Below are 18,983 nucleotides of genomic sequence, written 5' to 3' on the forward strand. Positions count from 1 at the left end.
TGTTTCCGCAGGTAATTTCAGGGAATCCCGATGTCTATTCCTCACATTTCTCCGGTTCCGGATATTCCACGTCAAAGGTCTCTACCGTCACGGTCTTCATCCTCTGGGGTTTGACCGGCCTGTCGCCATAGGAAGTGGCCGTCTCAGCAATGGCGTTTACCACGTCCATTCCTTCTACCACTTTTCCAAACGCCGCATACTGTCCGTCGAGATGCGGGGATTTTTTGTGCATGATAAAGAACTGGGAGCCTGCGGAATCCGGGTGCATAGCTCTCGCCATGGACAACACACCAGGCTCATGGGCCAGAGTGTTCTCCACGCCATTATCAGCGAATTCCCCTTTGATCTGGTAGCCGGGCCCGCCGGTCCCCTGTCCCAGAGGGCATCCGCCTTGAATCATAAATCCGCGGATTACTCTGTGGAAAATCAAATCATCATAAAAACCCTTTTTCACAAGGCTGATGAAATTATTGACTGTGTTCGGGGCGATCTCCGGATAAAGCTCCGCCTTGATGACACCGCCGTCTTCCATTTCAATTGTTACAATCGGATTTTTCTTCTCTTCCATTTTTATTCTCCTTCAATATTCTGTATGGTTTATCATAACACCCTATTCTATGTTCTGTCTACGTCTAAACATAGCAAATCAGAAGCTCCTGCCCCCGCCTCCGTGACTGTGGCCGCCGCTGCTGGTATGGGAAGAGCTATATCCTCCTCCAGAAGAATGACTGTCATTGTCTCGGGGAATATGCCTGGTCACCACCGTCGTATGAGTGAAGCGGTCGCTCCGCGCCCGGAAGCCCAGCTGCCCGTCCTTCAAATAGGTCCCGCTTCCCACGCTCATTTTTGTTTTCCGGTTGTGGGCAATGCACGCCACAATGATGCCGGACAGGACAAACGCCGCCGCAAGATGAATCAATATCCTGGAGGGTGTGAATACCTTCTGCCATCCGGAAAGCTCTGCGGAGACAAACTGGTCCGAATCCGCATCGTAATACCCGTTCTGTGCCTCGTCTCCTCCGGTCAGGCGTCTTCCGGCATCCTCTATGAAGGTTCGGCACACCCCCATATAATCCTTTTTCTTCATTAAAGGAATAAGGGAATCCAGCGTGTTGTCTATCTCCGCATCCGTATAATTCTGTATGGCAGTCCCTGCCGTACTGATATAGACTTCTCTTCCGTCCATGTCCAAAAGCAGCAGGACCCCGGAACCATTTTCTTTTTCATATCCGAATTTATGGGTATCATAAAAGTCATCTGCATAGCTTCTCGCACTTTTCCCCTCATTGTCGTCTGTCGTCACAATAATAAAATCCTGTTCCGTCTCCTGGGCTTTTTTCACAAGAAGATCCTGTAGCTCCTCTTCTTCCTGCCCGGATAAAAGTCCGGCTTCATCGTATATCTTCTGTTCCTCACTGTCAAAGCCGCACAGGATGAAGAATATGAAAAGAAGCAGGATACACAGCATATTTTTTCCAATTAGTCTTTTTCTTATCATCCAAATACCCCTCCCAGCACCGTAAGAAGCGCAAATATACCAACGGTCATCCCCGCCATCCAGCCGGCGATCTTTCCTCTGCAGATCGGCAGAACTCCCACAAGCTTTCCGCTCTGCCCGTTAAGAGTGAAGGAATAATCCTTTCCGTTATATCGGTAGTTAAGCATCCAGACCGGCAGCATGACATATTCCGCTTTCGTCTCATCGATGCGGAGCCGCTGTTCCGTCACGCTGACCCCGCTGTAGCCGGTAATGGTATTCCTGGCCGCTTTCAGGGCGTATTCCCGGATCCGATTCTTCCCGCGTCCTTCCATATCTTTATCCGTATATGAATAGACCTCCGCCAGATAGCCCGACAGATACGGCATCTCAAAGGGCTTAAGCTCCTGATAATTAAAAGGCTCCAGCAGGTCCATGGTAGAATCATCCATTTTGGCGGATGCGTCCAGAGGGAGACGTTCATATTTTGCATCCACATCCCGCGTTACATCAAAATGGTCGGTATATATGTACTCTGTGTCCCCTCTTCTGGTAGTCCTGGTCCTGGTGCAGTGGGCGCGAAGCTTGACATTCGCGTCATAATCCACCAGCCAGTAGGGCACATAGATCCCTGTGATCTTATCAATCGTACTCTGGCTGGTAAAACTCTTAGGAGTGAACAGACCCTTTTTCGTCCAGGCCTTGAATTTTTCCACCGCCTGCTCTCTGGTGATGCGGAAAGGCAGCACTTCAACAGGTCTTTTGGCACCGTCCATCCTTTCTTCAATAAGCGCCGGACTTCCGCAGAAGCTGCATATGGCGGCCGCCGTGGTATCGTCGGTGATCACCTCCGCGCCGCAGGAGGAACAGTGATACTTTTTCACATCCATGGTCGGGCCGTCTTCCATTGACACATGACTGCCCTCTTCCTCTGTCTCCACAGGACCGGCCGCCTTATGCAGATTTTTCTCTTCTTCCGTTTCTTCCCTCGCAGACGGCGCACCATATTTGTCTTCATATTCTTTTACCGTCATCTCCATCTGGCAATGGTCACAGGAAAGCTTCTGGCTTTCTGGATCAAATACCATAGGGGCCCCGCAGCCGGGGCATTTATAAGTCACTACCATATCGTTCTCCTTTTAAGATCATACTACTTTTATTTTAACAAAGCCGCTGTCAGATGTCCATAACTTCCGGCCGTTCATATTTTGTTCAAATATCATTCAAAATCTTTTTACATGAGCAACACGATTTCTTCACGATTACCGCATATACTATAACCATAAGAAAAAGATAAAGAAAAACGGTTCACAAAAGACATTTACCAATATTCGGAGCAAAAGCCAATGCTAATGCCTCAATATTTTTTTCATAACATGAGCTGTCTTCAGCTCTCCTCCCTTTTTACTACTATATAAAAAACCCCTGTTCCTCGTCAAAACAGGGGTTTTTTATTGGAAAAACCGCGGCTCTGGAAGCCGCGGTTTTTATCGTCTCATAAATTGCCGCGTCAGACCTCAAAGGTCAGATCGCCGTAGGAAGGAATCGGCCAGATCTCCTTATCCACGATCATCTCCAGCTTATCGAGGGGCGCCCTCAAAGCTGTCATCGCAGGCATCACCTTATCATGATATGATTTGGCACGTGCTTCCACGTCCTCCATCGCTGCAGACTCCGCCGTCATTTCTTTTAACCTCTTAAACGCCTTCTGGGATTCCGCAAGCAGAGTGGACGTCTCAATCAAAAGCTCCTTCTGAACACTGACATCCGCTTCAGGACAGGCTTCAGAAACGGCGCTCAAAGAAGCCGCCAGCTCTGTCGTATAGGTGATAACGGCAGGAATCAGCTGTTTTCCAGCCATATCTGCCATGGTCAGCGCCTCAATATTGATTGCCTTCGCATAGGTCTCATAAAGAATCTCCGCTCTGGACTCCAGCTCCGCTTTCGTAAAGATATGGAATTTCTCGAAAAGCTTCACCGCCTTGTCGGTGGTCAGGCTCGGTACCGAATCCACCATGGATTTGATATTGGGGAGCCCTCTTCTCTCTGCCTCAGCCACCCATTCTTCTGAATAGCCGTTTCCGTTGAAAATGATCCTCTGATGCTCCGTCAGATATTCCTTGATCAGATCATGGACCGCCATATCGAAGTCATCCGCCTTCTCCAGAACATCCGCCGCCTCGCAGAACGCCTCCGCCACGATCGCGTTCAGAGTCGTATTGGGACTCGCGATGGAATCCGACGATCCGACCATACGAAATTCAAATTTATTTCCTGTAAAAGCAAAGGGAGAAGTCCTGTTCCGGTCGGTAGCGTCCTTCGCGAGATCGGGCAGGGTGCTCACACCGGTGTATAATCTTCCGCCTTCTTTACAGGAAGCGGCCTCACCAGTTTCAATCAGCTGCTTGACCACGTCCTCCAGCTGCTCGCCCAGGAACATGGAAATGATCGCCGGCGGCGCTTCATTGGCGCCCAGCCTGTGGTCGTTTCCCACATTGGCCGCTGACTGGCGCAGAAGATCTGCGTGGATGTCCACACCCTTAATAATGCAGGCCAGCACCAGAAGGAACTGGATATTCTGGTTCGGCGTTTCACCGGGATCCAGCATATTCACGCCGTTGTCTGTGCAGATAGACCAGTTGTCATGCTTGCCGGAACCATTTACACCGGCAAAAGGCTTCTCATGAAGAAGGCAGGCGAGTCCGTGACGCTGAGCCACTTTTTTCATGGTCTCCATGACCAATTGATTGTGATCGACAGCAATATTGGCGGTATTGTAGATCGGAGCCAGCTCATGCTGCGCGGGAGCCACCTCATTATGCTGTGTCTTGGCAGATATCCCCAATTTCCACAGCTCTACATTTAAGTCCTTCATAAAGGAACCGATACGCTCTTTGATGACGCCGAAATAATGGTCGTCCATTTCCTGTCCCTTGGGAGCCGGAGCACCGAACAGCGTCCTTCCCGCGTAGATCAAGTCTTTCCTCTGCAGATACAGTCCCCGGTCCACCAGAAAATATTCCTGTTCCGGCCCGACCGAAGCGGTCACCTTGGTCGCCTCCGTGTTTCCAAAAAGTCTGGCGATACGAATCGCCTGTTCACTGAGCGCCTCCAATGAGCGCAGCAGCGGAGTCTTTTTATCCAGCGCCTCTCCTTTATAGGAACAGAAAGCCGTGGGGATGCAGAGAATCGCTCCCGTCGCGTCTTCCTTTAAAAATGCGGGAGAAGTACAGTCCCACGCCGTATAGCCTCTGGCTTCAAATGTGGCGCGGAGCCCGCCGGAGGGGAAGGAGGATGCATCCGGCTCGCCTTTGATCAGTTCTTTGCCGGAAAACTCCATCAGCATATGGCCTTCTTCATCCGGATTCATGATAAAAGAATCGTGCTTTTCTGCGGTAATGCCGGTCAGCGGCTGGAACCAATGGGTGTAATGGGTCGCTCCATGTTCCACAGCCCAGTCCTTCATGGCCTTTGCCACCACATCAGCTGTCGCCAGAGACATTTCGCCGCCATGATCGATGATATTTTTCACTTCCGCATAAATCTTTTTCGGCAGACGCTCTTTCATCTTACCAAGAGTGAACACATTCTCACCGAAAATCTTTTCGACGTTCACAAACTTCTCGCACATAGATATTTCCTCCATCCTGCTTTTTCTGTCCTCGGGCCTGACAAAAAAGAAAAGGCGCCCTTATGGAACGCCTTCGTTCAATCGTCAAACCATATTACTGGAGTTCTGGCTCCATCTGCATTATACGATACCTCATTTTATTCAGAATTGCAAGCACTTTTTTCAGTACGCGGGGCTCCCCTACTTAAGATTCTAAACGTTTGGCCTGTATGATCAGCCTGTCCACGTTATGGTTCACACAAGTGGAAAGGGTGATGATCTTGTCCTCCGCACTCACCGTAACTCCCGTATTGTGAATAGAACGGCTCTGCATTTTCTGAATATAATTCATAAAATCCGCGTCATCTGCAAAGCCTATGGTATAGGTATCGCTGTCCGGAGAAACAGTGTAAACGGAAAATACTTCGTAGATGTAAAGGCCTGTAGCCGTGTATACCTTAAAATGCCTGTGATCCTCAAAAAACTCATCCTCCCGGTATTTTTTCAGGTTGGCAAACATGGAGCCGTTTTTCATATTGTGTCCATAGACAATGACATTTTTTCCTTCCATCCTGTCCTGAATCCCACTGTCCACAAACAGGGCGCCCGACGCGTTTTCTTCCCGCTCAAAGGTATGGGTCAGATAATAGTCATTGTCCTCACACTGAACAATGGGATAATTGATATTGGTATCCTCTATGGTTATCCAGCCTATATAGTCCTCATTTTCCTTTATCATGGCATTATAGAGGTCCATCCATGGACCGGCTGCAGCACTTTCGCTGTTCTCTCCGTTTCCCGCTTCCTCCGTTTCTTCCGCAGAAGCCAGTATCTTCTCCGCTTCACCGGCCAGGTCCTTATATTCATCGGATCCTTTTTTATATTCCATATAAATCATGAGCAGCTGGTAAGCCGACACGGCAAAGACGACCAATGCCGCCGCAAAAATAATATTTCTAATGAAATTTCCTCTTTTTTTCTTTTTGTCCATAATTTCCTTCCTCCGTGGCTCTTCATATGACTCTATTATAGAAGAACCATCTCCTCTTTGGCAAGCGTCTTAACAAGCTATTTACTTGATATTTTTACCAATATCATCTATGATAGAGAGGGAATTTTTATCCGGATGGACAAATGCTGTCCCAGAAAGGAATTTTATGATTATACGAGATATGATATCTTCTGATAAAGACGTATTCCTGGACATGTCCCAGGATTTTTACAATTCAGAGGCTACTTTACACGGCTTTCAAAGAAAGCTGCAGGCACAGAATCTGGAAGCCTTCCTGGACGGCTCTCCTTATGTGCGGTGTCTGATGCTCGAATCAGAATCGCCTTCCGGCGCGGCTCCGATCGGCTATGCTCTGATCGCCCACTCCTGGAGTACGGAAGCCGGAGGCCCTATGATCATCCTGGAAGAATTATACTTTATTCCGGAGGCCCGGGGAAAAGGCGGCGCCAAGTATTTTTTTCAGTGGTTTTTTGAGGAGTATGAGGGCAGGGCTGCCGGCTCCCGGCTGGAGGTCGCTCCGGACAACGCTTATGTCATGGATATTTATAGAAAATATGGCTATGAAAATCTGGACTATATTCAGATGATAAAAATAAACCAGTAAAGAAAGAAGGCGACCTACGTGCCCGAACGATCCGCTTCGAAAAACAGCCCCCTGGAGACGGCTCCCCTTGGAAAACTTCTGTTTTCCCTGGCCCTCCCCACCGTATTCGCCCAGATCGTGAATCTTCTATATAATATGGTAGACCGGGTTTTTGTGGGACGGATACCGGGCACTGGTTCTTTGGCCCTGGCAGGCCTGGGTGTCTCCTTCCCCATCATTATTCTGATCTCCGCCTTTGCCGCCCTCATCGGCATGGGCGGCGCGCCCCGGGCTGCCATCATGATGGGGCAGAAAAATAAAGAGGGGGCCGAACGGATCCTGGGAAACTCTGTCTGTTTTCTTCTCATTCTCTCGGCCGTCCTGACTGTGGTATTCATGGCCGCTAAAGAGCCCATCCTTCTGGCCTTCGGAGCCAGCCTGGACACGCTCCCTTACGCGGACCGGTATTTGACCATCTATTTGTGCGGGACCATCTTTGTACAATTCGCCCTGGGCCTCAATCAGTTCATCTCCACCCAGGGCTTTGCGAAGACCAGCATGATCACAGTCCTCATAGGAGCTGTCTTAAACATCATCCTGGACCCAGTCTTTATTTATGGCTTCCAGATGGGCGTCAGCGGAGCTGCCCTTGCCACCATCATAAGCCAGGGAGTATCCGCAGTCTGGGTTACCGTTTTTCTGATGAGCAGGCATTCTTTTTTAAAGATACGTCGTCAAAATCTCCGGCTCCGGGCAGATATCCTTCTGCCGGTCCTCGCCCTCGGGCTGTCTCCTTTCATTATGCAGGCGACAGAATGTCTGGTACAGCTCACATTCAACCGGGGAATGCAGACTTACGGAAACGATAACTATGTAGGAGCGGTGACTATCCTTTTCAGTCTGTGCCAAATGCTGTCTTTTCCATTACACGGACTGACGCAGGGCGCACAGCCTGTTATCAGCTACAACTTCGGAGCCGGCAATGTGGAACGGGTGAAAAAGACCTTCCGCATGACTTTTATCACCTCGCTCCTCTATTCGCTGATCGGCGCAGGCTCCCTGATGATTTTTCCGGAATTCTTTGTGCGCCTCTTCAGCAATGATCCGGAAATCATCCGCATAGGCAGCTTCGGTCTCCGAATCTATATTGCGGGTATGACCATCTTCGGCGCGCAGACCGCCTGCCAGCAGACTTTTTTGGCGTTGGGACAGGCTAAGATATCTCTGTTCCTGTCACTGCTGAGAAAAGTGATCCTGCTGATACCCCTGGCCCTCCTTCTGCCGAAGGCCGGCGGCCTCGGCACGCTGGGACTGTATCTGGCAGAGCCGATTTCTGACGTAATAGCCGTCATTACCACCACTACTTTGTTCCTATTGAATTTTAATAAAATCATGACACATGCAGGAAAGCAAGAAAAGGAGTAGACAATTTATGAGAAAGACTAAGATCATCTGTACTATGGGGCCTGCCGTAGATACCGACGAAGCTATCCGCTCACTTATAAGCAATGGAATGGACTGCGCGAGATTCAATTTCTCCCATGGTTCCCATGAAGAACAAAAGACCCGGATGGACCGGGTAAAGCGTGTGAGCGCCGAACTTGGCCGTCCTGTGGCCCTGCTTCTGGACACCAAGGGGCCTGAAATCCGGCTTCAGAATTTTGAGGAGGGTTCTGTCGTCCTGCAGCCTGGCCAAGCCTTTACCTTAAGTACCTCTGACGAGCCCGGGACAGAAGAGGGCGTCGGTCTCACCTTCTGCGGACTCGCCTCCTGTGTGAGCATAGGCACAAGGATTCTGATCGATGACGGCAAGATCGCCATGTTTGTTGAAAAAATTGACGGTACCTCTGTCATATGCCGTGTGATCAACGGGGGCAAGATCAGCAACCACAAAAGCATTAATATCCCCAACCTGGATATTCCGATGCCTTACATCAACGAAGCAGACAGAAGCGATATTCTCTTCGGTATCTCTCAGGATGTGGATTTCGTGGCCGCCTCTTTCACAAGGACCGCAGATGATATCCGGAAGCTCCGAAAGCTTCTGGATGACAACGGAGGAAAACGGATTCAGATTATTGCAAAAATAGAAAATACTCAGGGAATTGAAAATCTGGATGAAATACTCACACTCAGCGACGGCGTCATGGTGGCCAGAGGAGACTTGGGCGTGGAGATTCCGTTCCGAGAGCTGCCCGGCATCCAGAAAACCATCATTAAAAAATGTTATCGGGCCGGCAAGCACGTAGTGACCGCGACCCAGATGCTGGAATCCATGACCTACAGCCCGCGTCCCACCAGAGCCGAGGTATCGGATGTGGCCAACGCCATTTATGACGGAACCTCCGTCATCATGCTGTCCGGCGAGACAGCCGCCGGAGATTATCCGACCGAAGCAGTCCGTACCATGGCCGATATCGCGGAAGCGACAGAAAAAGATATTAATTATAAAAAACGATTCTCAGAGCTTCACGATTCCTTATGTCTGGAGCGGATTCCCGCGGTGGCAGTCGGCATCTCCGCGATCACATCCGCAAATTATCTGGACGCTAAGGCCATCGTCGCGGTGACCAGGACTGGCCGCAGCGCCCGCATGATCGCCGATTACAGGCCCGCCGCCCCTATCATCGCTCCGACCGTGGACAAAAAAGCCCTGCGTCAGCTGAGTCTCGCCTGGGGAGTATATCCCTTCCAGGCAGAAGAGCAGTCAAGCGCCGACAGCCTGTTCCGCCATGCTGAGGATATCGCCCTCCGTTCCGGCATCGTAGAGGAAGGAGATACCATTGTGATCTCAGGAGGCCCTCACGAAAAGAACAGCGCCATCGACATGATGAGAATCAGCAAGCTATAAGCTCAAACATACTTCTATCGGTTTCTCGATGGTCATGCTGTCTTCTGTGACCAGACAATCATAAGCAAGGATATGAACACCCATCCCCGCGGCAGCCCTGAGGGCTTCGCCGAATGCAGGATGGGTGATGTCATTTGGTCCAAAAAGCCTGACGCCTTTCATCTGAATCACAAAAAGCAGATATGCTTCATACCCTGCTTCCCGGCAGGCTGCCAGTTCTTCTACATGCTTCAGTCCCCGCAGAGTCGGCGCATCGGGAAAACGCGCGATTCCGTTTTTCTCCAGAGTGACTCCTTTTACTTCCATAAAAATCCGTTTTCCGCCCGCCTCTATATAGAGATCAAACCGAGAATTTCCAAACTTTGTCTCTCTCTTCATCAGCGAAACGTCTTTAAAAAAGCCATCTGCTCCATTCTTCACCCACTCCTCTGCTGCCTGGTTGGGAGCCTGTGAATCCAGATTTACCAATATCTTCTTTCCGTTTTCCAGCGTTTTTTCTGCCAAGATCAGGGAATATTGAGTCTTCCGGGCCGGATCGTCCCGATGCTGTACCCATATGGGGGCACCGGGGTATAAAAGCTCTCTGAGCCGTCCGGTATTCTTTACATGGCATATTTCTTCTTTCCCCTTTATCCATGCCTTCGCCACAAACCGGTTGGGACGGCTTATAAAAATCCCTGGCATCATGTTCTCATATTTCATGTTTCCTTCTCCTCAACAGGACGTTTCCCGCATATGCAAAAACACCCTTGCGGGAAAATCCCGCAGGGGTGCATATTACGCAATGATTAAAACAGTTCAAAGTCCAAAAACCGGCTGTCCCGATTATTCGTAGTAATATTTTACCTTGTCTGCATCGTCAAACAGGTTGATCTTATGACGAACAACTTCATTCATAGCGTCGATGCATTTAGGGTAGATAGCCATGGGCTCACGAAGACCTTTGTCCTCCAGAACCTTACGGCACTCCTGATAGAACGCGTCTTTGATATCACTGGAGATGTTGATCTTGTTCACGCCAAGCTTAACGGATTCTCCGATCTCTTTGTCGGGGTTTCCGGATCCGCCGTGAAGTACAAGCGGAATGCTGACATTTGCTTTGATCTCTTTCAGTCTGTCAAGCTTCAGCTCAGGAATCCTGTCCTTCGGATACAGACCGTGTGCAGTACCAATGGCGATAGCCAGGCAGTCAACACCGGTTTCCTTCACAAACTTAACAGCATCATCTACTTCTGTATAAATAATCTTCTTGGAGCCTGCCTCACCATAATCATCAGCAGTTCCGATGGTGCCCAGCTCAGCTTCTACGGATACTCCCAAAGGATGGGCAACTTCGATGACTTTCTTCGTGATCGCGATATTCTCTTCTAAAGGAAGGCTGGAAGCATCAATCATGACGGAGGTAAAGCCGTCTCTGATCGCACGCAGGATCTGCTCAAACTTTGCGCCGTGATCCAGATGGATACAAACAGGTACGGTCGTCTTATTCGCTTCGTCGATAACAGCCTTTACGAAGCTGTCCTCAACGAACTCCAGCTCGTCGGGATGGATGGCAATAATAACAGGCGCCTGCATCTCTTCACACGTATGCATAACACCTTTCAGGATCATACTGCTGCTTACATTGAAAGCAGGAACTGCGAAATTGTGCTCATTAGCTACCGCTAATAAATCAGCCATGTTCATTAACATTGAATACTTCCTCCTAAATTTGCTTTTCTATTGGCTTGTACTAGTTACCTTATGTGTTCATAGTATATCAAATATATCACAGTGTCAAGTATTACTTGTATATTTTAGGAAATTTCTCACGATGCCCCGGGTATAAATTGTATACATTACACAAGTATAAAAAATATTATTTCATCTGTTCTTCAATTTGTTAAAATTCTGGTCTTTATTTGACAATATTTTTCTTTTTCCCCACACATTCTCCCCGCCCCTGCTCTTTTTCATAAGTCCTGACATTTTTCATGTCATGCCTCTCTCCTCCTGTTCCGCACTTCCTGTTATGCACCTTCATATCATGTAATAACATGATTCTTCCGTTCATAAAGGAGACTCACATGTCATCTGACGTTTTCTTAAATCAGCTCAAACCCGGCGAAGAAGCGGTTCTCATAAAGATATCCGATACCATCTCCACCGCCCGCCGCCTGGCGGAACTCGGGTTTCTTCCCGGTACAAAAATCACCTGCATCCTCAGTAAAAAAAGCGGAGAAACTTCTGCCTTCGACCTTCGGGGCACCATGATCGCCCTGAGGAAGGAAGATTCCTCCCAGATAGCCATACACCTTCTGGAAGGAGATAACTGCCGCCATGACCATTGACCGTCTGTTCCGCCGTTTCAAGAAAAAATCCTCATCAGAACCTTATACTCCTTTCCCCGGCTGCGAGCTTTCCTGCGCCGATTGTGAAAATACTGACTGTACCGGCTGCACATGCTGCAGCTGCCGGCCCGCTGTCTGCCGGGCAGCTCTCGCCGGAAACCCCAATGTGGGAAAAAGTACTTTATTCAACGCCCTTACCGGCCTGCACCAGCATGTAGGGAACTGGACTGGAAAAACGGTAGCCTGCGCCACTGGCTTCTGCCGGTTCGGAAAGTCCTCCTTCGAACTCACGGATCTGCCGGGCACCTATTCCCTGTGCAGCGATTCTCCGGAGGAAGAAGTGGCCAGAGAAGCGGTCTGCCAGGGCTGCTTCCATGTCATCATCGCCATCTGCGACGCCACCAGCCTGGAGAGAAGCCTGGCCCTGGTATTCCAGATCATGGCCCTGACTCCTCATGTGATCCTCTGTGTGAATCTCTGTGATGAGGCAAAAAAGAAAGGAATCGTCATAGACTTTCCCCATCTTGAAGAACTCCTCGGCATCCCCGTGGTGCCCATCAGCGCCGCCAAAGGAGAAGGGCTTGATGAACTCCTTAAAGAGGCGGGGAAATACAGCGATGATTCCCCTGAAGCTTTCCAGTCCTGTGAAGCTCCGCCGGAACATTTTATGCAGAAAGCAGAAGAAGTCTCCCGGCAGGTGACTGTCTATCACCGGCCAGAATACCGGAAACGGGATTTCCGCATCGACCGTGCCGTAACCGGCCCCGTCACCGGGACCCTGCTGATGCTCGCCCTTTTATTCCTCTTGTTCTGGCTAAGCCTCAGCGGTGCCAATTATCCAAGCCAGCTCTTAAGCAGCGGCTTTGGATGGCTGGAAGATAAGCTCTATCTCCTGGCCGGTATGGGCCATGTACCCGGATGGATACAAGGTATGCTGATATCCGGAGTATACAAGGTTTCCACCTGGGTCATAGCCGTGATGCTGCCCCCCATGGCAATCTTTTTTCCTCTGTTCACTTTGCTCGAGGATCTCGGTTATCTGCCCAGGGTCGCTTTTAACCTGGACCATCAGTTCAAAAAATGCTCTGCATGTGGAAAGCAGGCCCTGTGCATGTGAAGAGGGCCTGCCCAGCTTGTCTCCCCATACACACGCACAGGGAATAATCCTCCAGGAACGGCACCTCATGAAACCATGCTCCTGCCGCCTTCCATACTCGGATGCCGTTCTCCTCTGGCAGGTTTTTAAAAACCCCGTCAGCATTCCCGTCCTCCGGCAGCACCGATATCTCCCCAAAGCGTCCGTCAATTCCGCTTCCGGTATATTTTACATAGCTTTCTTTCGCCGCCCAGATACGAAAAAACCGATCATAGGAATTCCCTGTCTGCTCCTGTACATATGACGCTTCATACGGGTGAAGAAACCGCCCCGCCAATTTCCGGTATCTGGAAGCGGCGGTTTCCATTGTCTCATCGTTCTTTTTCGTATGTTCCTGAAGGTCTATCCCCACCGGTTCCTCTGCAAAAGCGCAGACCCAGTATGTCCCGCTGTGGCTGATGGAAAACTGCAGGAACGGGCAGAGCGGAAAATATGGCTTCCCCTTTTCCGTTCTGGCCGTTTTCCACTTATCCGGGCGCTCTGCTCCCGACTTTTCCCGCAATCCGTGCATTTTCTGGAACGCCTCCGCTGACAGACGGAGTCTGTCCTCCGCCGTCCTTCCGTCATCCAGGCAGAAAATATAGATACCTGCGTCCGGAATCGTCATATATACACCTCTTTCATACCTCTGTAATCCCCTTTTTCTCCATATATGCAATTACATCCTTCACCTGGCGCATCTGCCACACGTCCCGGTTGGGTATCTCCACATCAAAATATTCCTCAAACGCGCCGACCACGTTCATGATATCAAGGGAGTTAAGCCCCAGATCCTGCACAAAATCCGTGTCATAAGTAAGAGTATTTTTTCCGGTCACCCGATATATGATTTTCCGGATTAGCTCTAAAATCTTATCTTCCATGTACATCGCTCCTATATTTCTATAATAATGATGCAGAATCTTCCTACGCCAGATGCCTTTTTATCTTCTGCATGGCTGTCTTTTTAAATTCCTGCTCTCTTATATTTATCATCTGAATCTGCTGATAAAAAGGCATACTGTCATTGATCTGGTTGATTTCCCGCTGAAGCTCCTCTAGTATCTCATATGAGGACATTCCGCCTGTTCGCTCAGGGTCCGGATAGACGCTGGCTGCCAGCTTCACATCGTCTGCCGACACACCGCTGGCGGCCCCATAGACCACCACGTCTTTTACCAGCGGAATCTGCTTTATCTTTTCTTCCAGTTTCTCCGGAGAAACCTTTTTTCCATTTTTAAATACTACCAGATTCTTCTTTCTGCCTGTGATATAGAGGAAACCGTCCTTATCTATCTTTCCTACGTCTCCGGTACGGAACCACTCCCCGCTCATGGCCTCCGCCGTAAGCTCCGGCGATCTGTAATAACCGCTCATGATATTTTTTCCTCTGACCAGAATTTCCTCATCCTCTATCTTTACTTCACAGTGGGGAAGAAGCACGCCTACGGAATCCAGCTTGTTTTCGCAGTTCCGATTGACCGTCACAAGAGGAGAACATTCTGTGATTCCATAGCCCTGAAGCACGGTCACTCCCAGCAGCTGGAACTCCTCCATGATCTCCTTTCCCATATGGGCTCCGCCACAGATGATGAGCTCCAGGGTGCCCATACTCTTTTCCCGGACATCAGCCAGAATCTTATTCTGCTTCGTGATTCCGAACTTCCTGCAGATTTTCTGAAACCTCAGAAGCTTTCTCAATCCTTCTGTCTTTCCTGCCTGCTCCGCCGCAAGCCAGATCTGGTTATGGATCGCTTCCAGCAGCAGCGGAACAGTCAGCATTGTATGGGGCCTGGCAAGACGCATATCCCTTGCCACCGTCCGCAGATTTCCGTTTATATACAGATGGACTCCTTTTATGAGCATGGCCAGAACAGAACAGGTCATCCCATAGGTATGATAAAAGGGAAGTCCGGTAAACACCCGTTCCCCCACCAATACGCAGGCATCGGCATCACTGGCGTTTGTAAGAAGAGCTTCATGGCTCAGCATGACCGGCTTTGACATGCTGGTAGTCCCTGAGGTGAAGACTATGGCCGCCGTCTGTTCGGGAGAGATCGTTTCCGGTTTTTCTGATCTTCCGCTCCTTTTGATCTCCTCTCCCTTTTCCAGAAACCTTGATACACTTGGAACATCCGGGGCTGACTTCCCATTCAATAACGCCACGGTTTTCAGCCGGCCGCTTTCCTCCGCCGCTCTCTGGCATATCTCCAAGCAGGCGGAAGACGCAAACACGGCCTCTGCATCTGACATATCCAGCATCTGCCGGATAGTCTCTTCCGACTGCTCTGTATCAATGCAGACTGCCACGGCGCCGCAGGAAACCGCCGCGAAATAAACCAAAAGCCATTCGTAGCAGTTTTCTCCGATGATGGCTACATGTCTGCCGGGCAGGCCCATTTCTCTCATCACTTCACGGAGTGCCTCCACATGGCCGCACATTTCCCTGTAGGACACTCCCTTCTCCTCCTGCTTCCTGGTAAACCAGGACACAGCCGGCTTATCCCCGAATTTCTCCCGGATTCCCTCTATAAAGCCTGCAAAATCCATATAATAATCTATGGGATACAGCGGATATTTCTTCATCTTCATGTCCTCCCGATCTTAAATTATAAGCGCTGCCTCTATACATGGGAACTGAACCGTTTCAAAAATCCCTCTTCTCCTTCCCGCTCTACCAGAGATAGGAAGCTGTCCACCACACGGCCGTCAAACTGCGTCTCCCGTCCGGCCCGGATTTCCGATATGGCTCTGTCGATCCCAAGTCCGCTCCTGTACTGCCGGTTGGAGATCATCGCGTCAAAGGAATCCGCTACCGCTATGATGCGGGCGCCCAAAGGGATTTCCTCTCCCCGCAGCCCGTCTGGATATCCTCGGCCGTCCATCCGTTCGTGGTGCCCGCGGACGATGGGGATCATATCCGAAAATGGCCGGAAGACTGAAAGGATCTTGGCTCCGGCATCGGGGTGCTTCTTTATCTCGTCATATTCACTGTCCGTCAGCTTTCCTGGTTTCAGGAGGATACCGTCCGGCACCCCGACCTTGCCGATATCATGAAAAAGACCCGCTACACGTATCCTCTCCACATCTTCTTTTTCCAGTCCCATTTCTCCGGCCAAAGCCGCCGCCAGACAGGAAACTCGTTCAGAGTGCCCTTTTGTCTCAATATCTCTGGTTTCAACCACAAAGCGGAGGGTATCGATGGTCTGTATATATCCGTCCTCCAAATACTGATACGCTTGTGTCAGCTCTTCATTCTGTTCATTCACCCGCTGGTGGAGCTGGCTGTTATAAATGGCTGCCGAGGCTTGTCTTGAAAATATCTTTACCAGCTGGATCTGCTCCTTTTGGGGCTCTGACTTCGGCAGGATCCCTATCCCTCCCACGGCTTTATGAGTCTCATCGCTGACCGGAAGCAGGAGATAACCGTCCTTTTGGACCGCATTCGCCCCTTCCCATTCCACATCTGAAAACAGCCGGTAATAATCACATTCCGGAAGATCTCCCCGCATTCTTAAGAAAGGAACACGTTCTCCTTTCTGCTCCGTCTCAAAAGCCAAGAAGCTTCCTTTCGCCGGAAGAAGCTCTTCCACCATTTCCAGGATCCCGTCTGATATATGCTCCATACTCTGGAGATTATAAATCCCCGGCAGTGCATCCACCACTACCGACAGGCCTTTCTGATAGCCCCGGATGGTCCGCATCTGGCGGATGGATTTGACGCAGGATTCCACCAAAAGCTCCAGCTGATCAAACCGGTCGCTCTTTTCGTAATATCCCTGAATGTCCAGCTGCCGGATAGTTTTGATGGGCGGCGCCATACTTTTATGTCCGGTGAGCAGAACAATAAATATCTCCGGGTTGAACTTGCGGATTTCCTCTACGACCTGATCCCCGCAGATGGGGCTCATAAGAAAATCCAGAAGCAGGATATCATATCCGTTCTTCCTGACGCGTTCAATAGCGGCATACGGATCATTTTCCACATCCACCTGATAGCCGGAGCGCTGAAAATATGCCTGAATGGTTGACGTCATGATGGAGTCATCATCTAAAGTCAATATGGAAATCTGCTTCTGAGCCGTTTCTCTGTTCCTTCTCAATTGGCGCCCCCCTCTCTTTTCTTCACTGTATTGCTGATATGTACCAGACTCCGCGGAATGGAGATACCGAATACGGCCCCCCCTTCCGGATTATCTTCATACCACATGGTTCCTCCGAATTTCCCGCGCACAACGGCGCTGGAAATGTACAGCCCCAGACCGGTTCCCATTGTCCCTTTGCTCGTGACCATGGCTTTAAACAGGCGGTCCTTCACATTGGGGCTGACGCCCGGTCCTCTGTCCTTCACGGATATACGCAGACTTTCTTCGTCGTAATCTATCTTTACCGTTATATCTCCGCCTCCCGCCTGCTTCTGGGCATAGATGGCGTTGGACAGCAGGTTGTCCAGTACCTGGATGAGGTTGTTGATATCGCCCCGGAGGGTGATCTCTTTCGTCTGGTCATATTCTGTGACCAGACGGCATCCTCCGCTCAAAAGCTCATGGCGCATCAGAAGCATGCTCCGCTTCAGCACCTCATCTATGGTAAAGGTAGAGTCCTCAAAGGTATTCACATTAGCGGCCTGCCCTTTAATGGCGGTGATGATATCCGACATATAGGCCGATGATTCCTTCATTTTTTGGAACCAGTCTCTCATCTCGCCGTAAATCTCCTGGTAATCGTCCTCGGTCACCCGGCTGTCTGTCAGGCTCTCCTCACATTCATCCACAAGAGCCTCCACGGCGGAAATACATCCGGAAATACCCATAATGGGAGTTTTCAGGTTATGTGCCAGCCCGCCGATCATCTGCCCCAGGAAAGCCAGCCGTTCCTGTTCCATCATCCGTTCCTGGCTGTCCTGCAGCTGCCTCATGCTCTTCTTGAGCTGTGTCACATCCTTAAAAAGCACCACAAAACCGGCGATCTTATCATTCAGCACCAGCGGCGACACATCTGTGACGTAATAGCTTTTCTGCACTCCGTCTTCTTCTTGGGATGTCACAGCCTGTTCATAAGATATGGTAGAATTCGCTTCCCGGCTCGCTTCTATGGCTGTGATCATATTATAGATCGCTGTTTTTTTGGAGATATCCTCCTCTTTCACGCAATCGCTCAGATACCGGTTTTCCGCAACGCCGTATTCGGAAGCAAACAAAGAAGCAAACCGTTTATTGAAACTGATCACAAGACCCTTATCGCTCACCACCAAATACCCATCCGAAATCCAGTCCAGAATATGGCGGTTTGCTATGGGGCGGATATCCAGCAGATGCAGCTGGTAGATCGCAATCCCATTCAGTATCAGCGGTATCATGAAGCTCATAGGAGTCGCCGTGATGGGAATCTCCATCCGGCTGAAGGTAGCGATGATGCTCACCACCAGAGGACAAAGGCCGCTCACCGCCAGCAAAAGGCTCTGCTTCAGGTAGAGAACGCTCCGGTTCTTCAAGGCAAACCGGACTACGACTATGACCGCGGCCATCAGACACGTGTAACTGCAGATGCCCCCCACGATCACATAAGGACCGAAGACGATCTCACTTCTGATTGTGGAAAACACTTGATATTGTAAATGATGAAGCGGATTCGTCCATGAGATCAGTATCGTCAGAATCGGCACGATGAACAGCGCCTTTAATCCCCTTGTCATTTTTTCATAGCCGTATATAAAAACTATGGCGATACACAGATAGATAGGCGGGGAGAGCACTCCTCCCGGCTGCATCAGGCAATCCCAGAAGAACATCATGGCTTTATTGTCCGGGCTTGTGAATCGTATCCCGATCAGCGGGATGATCCAGATCGCATAGCAGACAGCCAGGCATAAATATAGCCTGTGGAGCAGGTGCATCCGCTTGGAACGGACGCTCCAGATCACAAATGCTATGATTGCCGCGAGGGCACATATGAAAATAACCATTGATAAATTTGATACCATGG

At 50.0% G+C, this 18,983-nt stretch carries 18 protein-coding genes; 5 read left to right on the forward strand and 13 right to left on the reverse strand.

Features of this window, described 5'->3' with window-relative positions; translation table 11 throughout:
• Positions 1–34 precede the first annotated feature (34 nt).
• The 5 genes from LQE92_RS05145 to srtB form a co-directional block, all read right to left on the reverse strand.
• A complete protein-coding gene (locus LQE92_RS05145; protein WP_231061933.1) occupies positions 35–568 on the reverse strand; it encodes a peptidylprolyl isomerase in 534 nt (177 codons plus the stop codon).
• Between the two features lie 78 nt (positions 569–646).
• Entirely contained in the window at positions 647–1,498 is an 852-nt protein-coding gene (locus tag LQE92_RS05150; RefSeq protein ID WP_231061934.1) for a TPM domain-containing protein, read from the reverse strand.
• On the reverse strand, positions 1,495–2,604 hold the full coding sequence (locus LQE92_RS05155; protein ID WP_231061935.1) for a hypothetical protein: 1,110 nt from the start codon (positions 2,602–2,604) through the stop codon (positions 1,495–1,497). Before LQE92_RS05155 ends, LQE92_RS05150 begins: the two co-directional genes overlap by 4 nt.
• A gap of 383 nt (positions 2,605–2,987) precedes the next feature.
• On the reverse strand, positions 2,988–5,108 hold the full coding sequence (locus LQE92_RS05160) for a glutamine synthetase III family protein (protein WP_231061936.1): 2,121 nt from the start codon (positions 5,106–5,108) through the stop codon (positions 2,988–2,990).
• Positions 5,109–5,292: 184 nt separating this feature from the next.
• Positions 5,293–6,078 (reverse strand): class B sortase, encoded by a 786-nt coding sequence (srtB, locus tag LQE92_RS05165; protein WP_231061937.1) that lies wholly within the window; start codon positions 6,076–6,078, stop codon positions 5,293–5,295.
• Positions 6,079–6,244: 166 nt separating this feature from the next.
• On the opposite strand from srtB, the gene LQE92_RS05170 reads away from it, so the two are divergent.
• Genes LQE92_RS05170 through pyk form a run of 3 tightly spaced genes read left to right on the forward strand, consistent with a single transcriptional unit; the run spans position 6,245 to position 9,533 of the window.
• A complete protein-coding gene (locus tag LQE92_RS05170) occupies positions 6,245–6,703 on the forward strand; it encodes a GNAT family N-acetyltransferase (RefSeq protein WP_231061938.1) in 459 nt (152 codons plus the stop codon).
• Between the two features lie 18 nt (positions 6,704–6,721).
• Positions 6,722–8,107, forward strand: coding sequence for an MATE family efflux transporter (locus tag LQE92_RS05175; RefSeq protein WP_231061939.1), 1,386 nt, complete (start codon positions 6,722–6,724; stop codon positions 8,105–8,107).
• Between the two features lie 7 nt (positions 8,108–8,114).
• Complete coding sequence (pyk, locus tag LQE92_RS05180; RefSeq protein ID WP_231061940.1) at positions 8,115–9,533, forward strand: pyruvate kinase; 1,419 nt, start codon at positions 8,115–8,117, stop codon at positions 9,531–9,533.
• On the opposite strand, the gene sfsA is transcribed toward pyk, so the two are convergent.
• The 3 genes from sfsA to LQE92_RS05195 all read right to left on the reverse strand — a co-directional run bounded on the left by sfsA (position 9,528) and on the right by LQE92_RS05195 (position 11,571).
• On the reverse strand, positions 9,528–10,235 hold the full coding sequence (gene sfsA / locus LQE92_RS05185) for a DNA/RNA nuclease SfsA (RefSeq protein ID WP_231061941.1): 708 nt from the start codon (positions 10,233–10,235) through the stop codon (positions 9,528–9,530). The genes pyk and sfsA overlap by 6 nt on opposite strands.
• 123 nt (positions 10,236–10,358) lie before the next feature.
• Positions 10,359–11,225, reverse strand: a complete 867-nt coding sequence (locus LQE92_RS05190; protein ID WP_231061942.1) for a ketose-bisphosphate aldolase — start codon at positions 11,223–11,225, stop codon at positions 10,359–10,361.
• Between the two features lie 205 nt (positions 11,226–11,430).
• Positions 11,431–11,571 carry a hypothetical protein gene (locus LQE92_RS05195; protein WP_231061943.1) on the reverse strand — a complete coding sequence of 47 codons (141 nt, stop codon included), beginning with the start codon at positions 11,569–11,571 and terminating at the stop codon, positions 11,431–11,433.
• A 28-nt stretch (positions 11,572–11,599) separates the two neighbouring features.
• On the opposite strand from LQE92_RS05195, the gene LQE92_RS05200 reads away from it, so the two are divergent.
• Together LQE92_RS05200 and LQE92_RS05205 are read left to right on the forward strand one after the other, a co-directional pair.
• Positions 11,600–11,863, forward strand: a complete 264-nt coding sequence (locus LQE92_RS05200; protein WP_231061944.1) for a FeoA family protein — start codon at positions 11,600–11,602, stop codon at positions 11,861–11,863.
• Positions 11,853–12,980, forward strand: coding sequence for a FeoB small GTPase domain-containing protein (locus tag LQE92_RS05205; RefSeq protein ID WP_231061945.1), 1,128 nt, complete (start codon positions 11,853–11,855; stop codon positions 12,978–12,980). Before LQE92_RS05200 ends, LQE92_RS05205 begins: the two co-directional genes overlap by 11 nt.
• Here LQE92_RS05205 and LQE92_RS05210 read toward each other — a convergent pair.
• Genes LQE92_RS05210 through LQE92_RS05230 form a run of 5 tightly spaced genes read right to left on the reverse strand, consistent with a single transcriptional unit; the run spans position 12,937 to position 18,981 of the window.
• Positions 12,937–13,626, reverse strand: coding sequence for a 4'-phosphopantetheinyl transferase family protein (locus LQE92_RS05210; RefSeq protein WP_231061946.1), 690 nt, complete (start codon positions 13,624–13,626; stop codon positions 12,937–12,939). The two genes, LQE92_RS05205 and LQE92_RS05210, sit on opposite strands and share 44 nt — an antisense overlap.
• A gap of 13 nt (positions 13,627–13,639) precedes the next feature.
• Positions 13,640–13,882, reverse strand: a complete 243-nt coding sequence (locus LQE92_RS05215) for an acyl carrier protein (RefSeq protein WP_231061947.1) — start codon at positions 13,880–13,882, stop codon at positions 13,640–13,642.
• 43 nt (positions 13,883–13,925) lie between these two features.
• The gene (locus LQE92_RS05220) at positions 13,926–15,584 is read right to left on the reverse strand and encodes an AMP-dependent synthetase/ligase (RefSeq protein ID WP_231061948.1); all 1,659 of its coding nucleotides are present in this window, start codon (positions 15,582–15,584) and stop codon (positions 13,926–13,928) included.
• A gap of 38 nt (positions 15,585–15,622) precedes the next feature.
• Positions 15,623–17,101 (reverse strand): response regulator, encoded by a 1,479-nt coding sequence (locus tag LQE92_RS05225; RefSeq protein ID WP_231061949.1) that lies wholly within the window; start codon positions 17,099–17,101, stop codon positions 15,623–15,625.
• Positions 17,098–18,981, reverse strand: coding sequence for a sensor histidine kinase (locus LQE92_RS05230; RefSeq protein ID WP_231061950.1), 1,884 nt, complete (start codon positions 18,979–18,981; stop codon positions 17,098–17,100). Before LQE92_RS05230 ends, LQE92_RS05225 begins: the two co-directional genes overlap by 4 nt.
• Positions 18,982–18,983: the final 2 nt, after the last annotated feature.

This window comes from Lientehia hominis, from assembly GCF_021044755.1.
Classification (GTDB): domain Bacteria; phylum Bacillota; class Clostridia; order Lachnospirales; family Lachnospiraceae; genus Lientehia; species Lientehia hominis.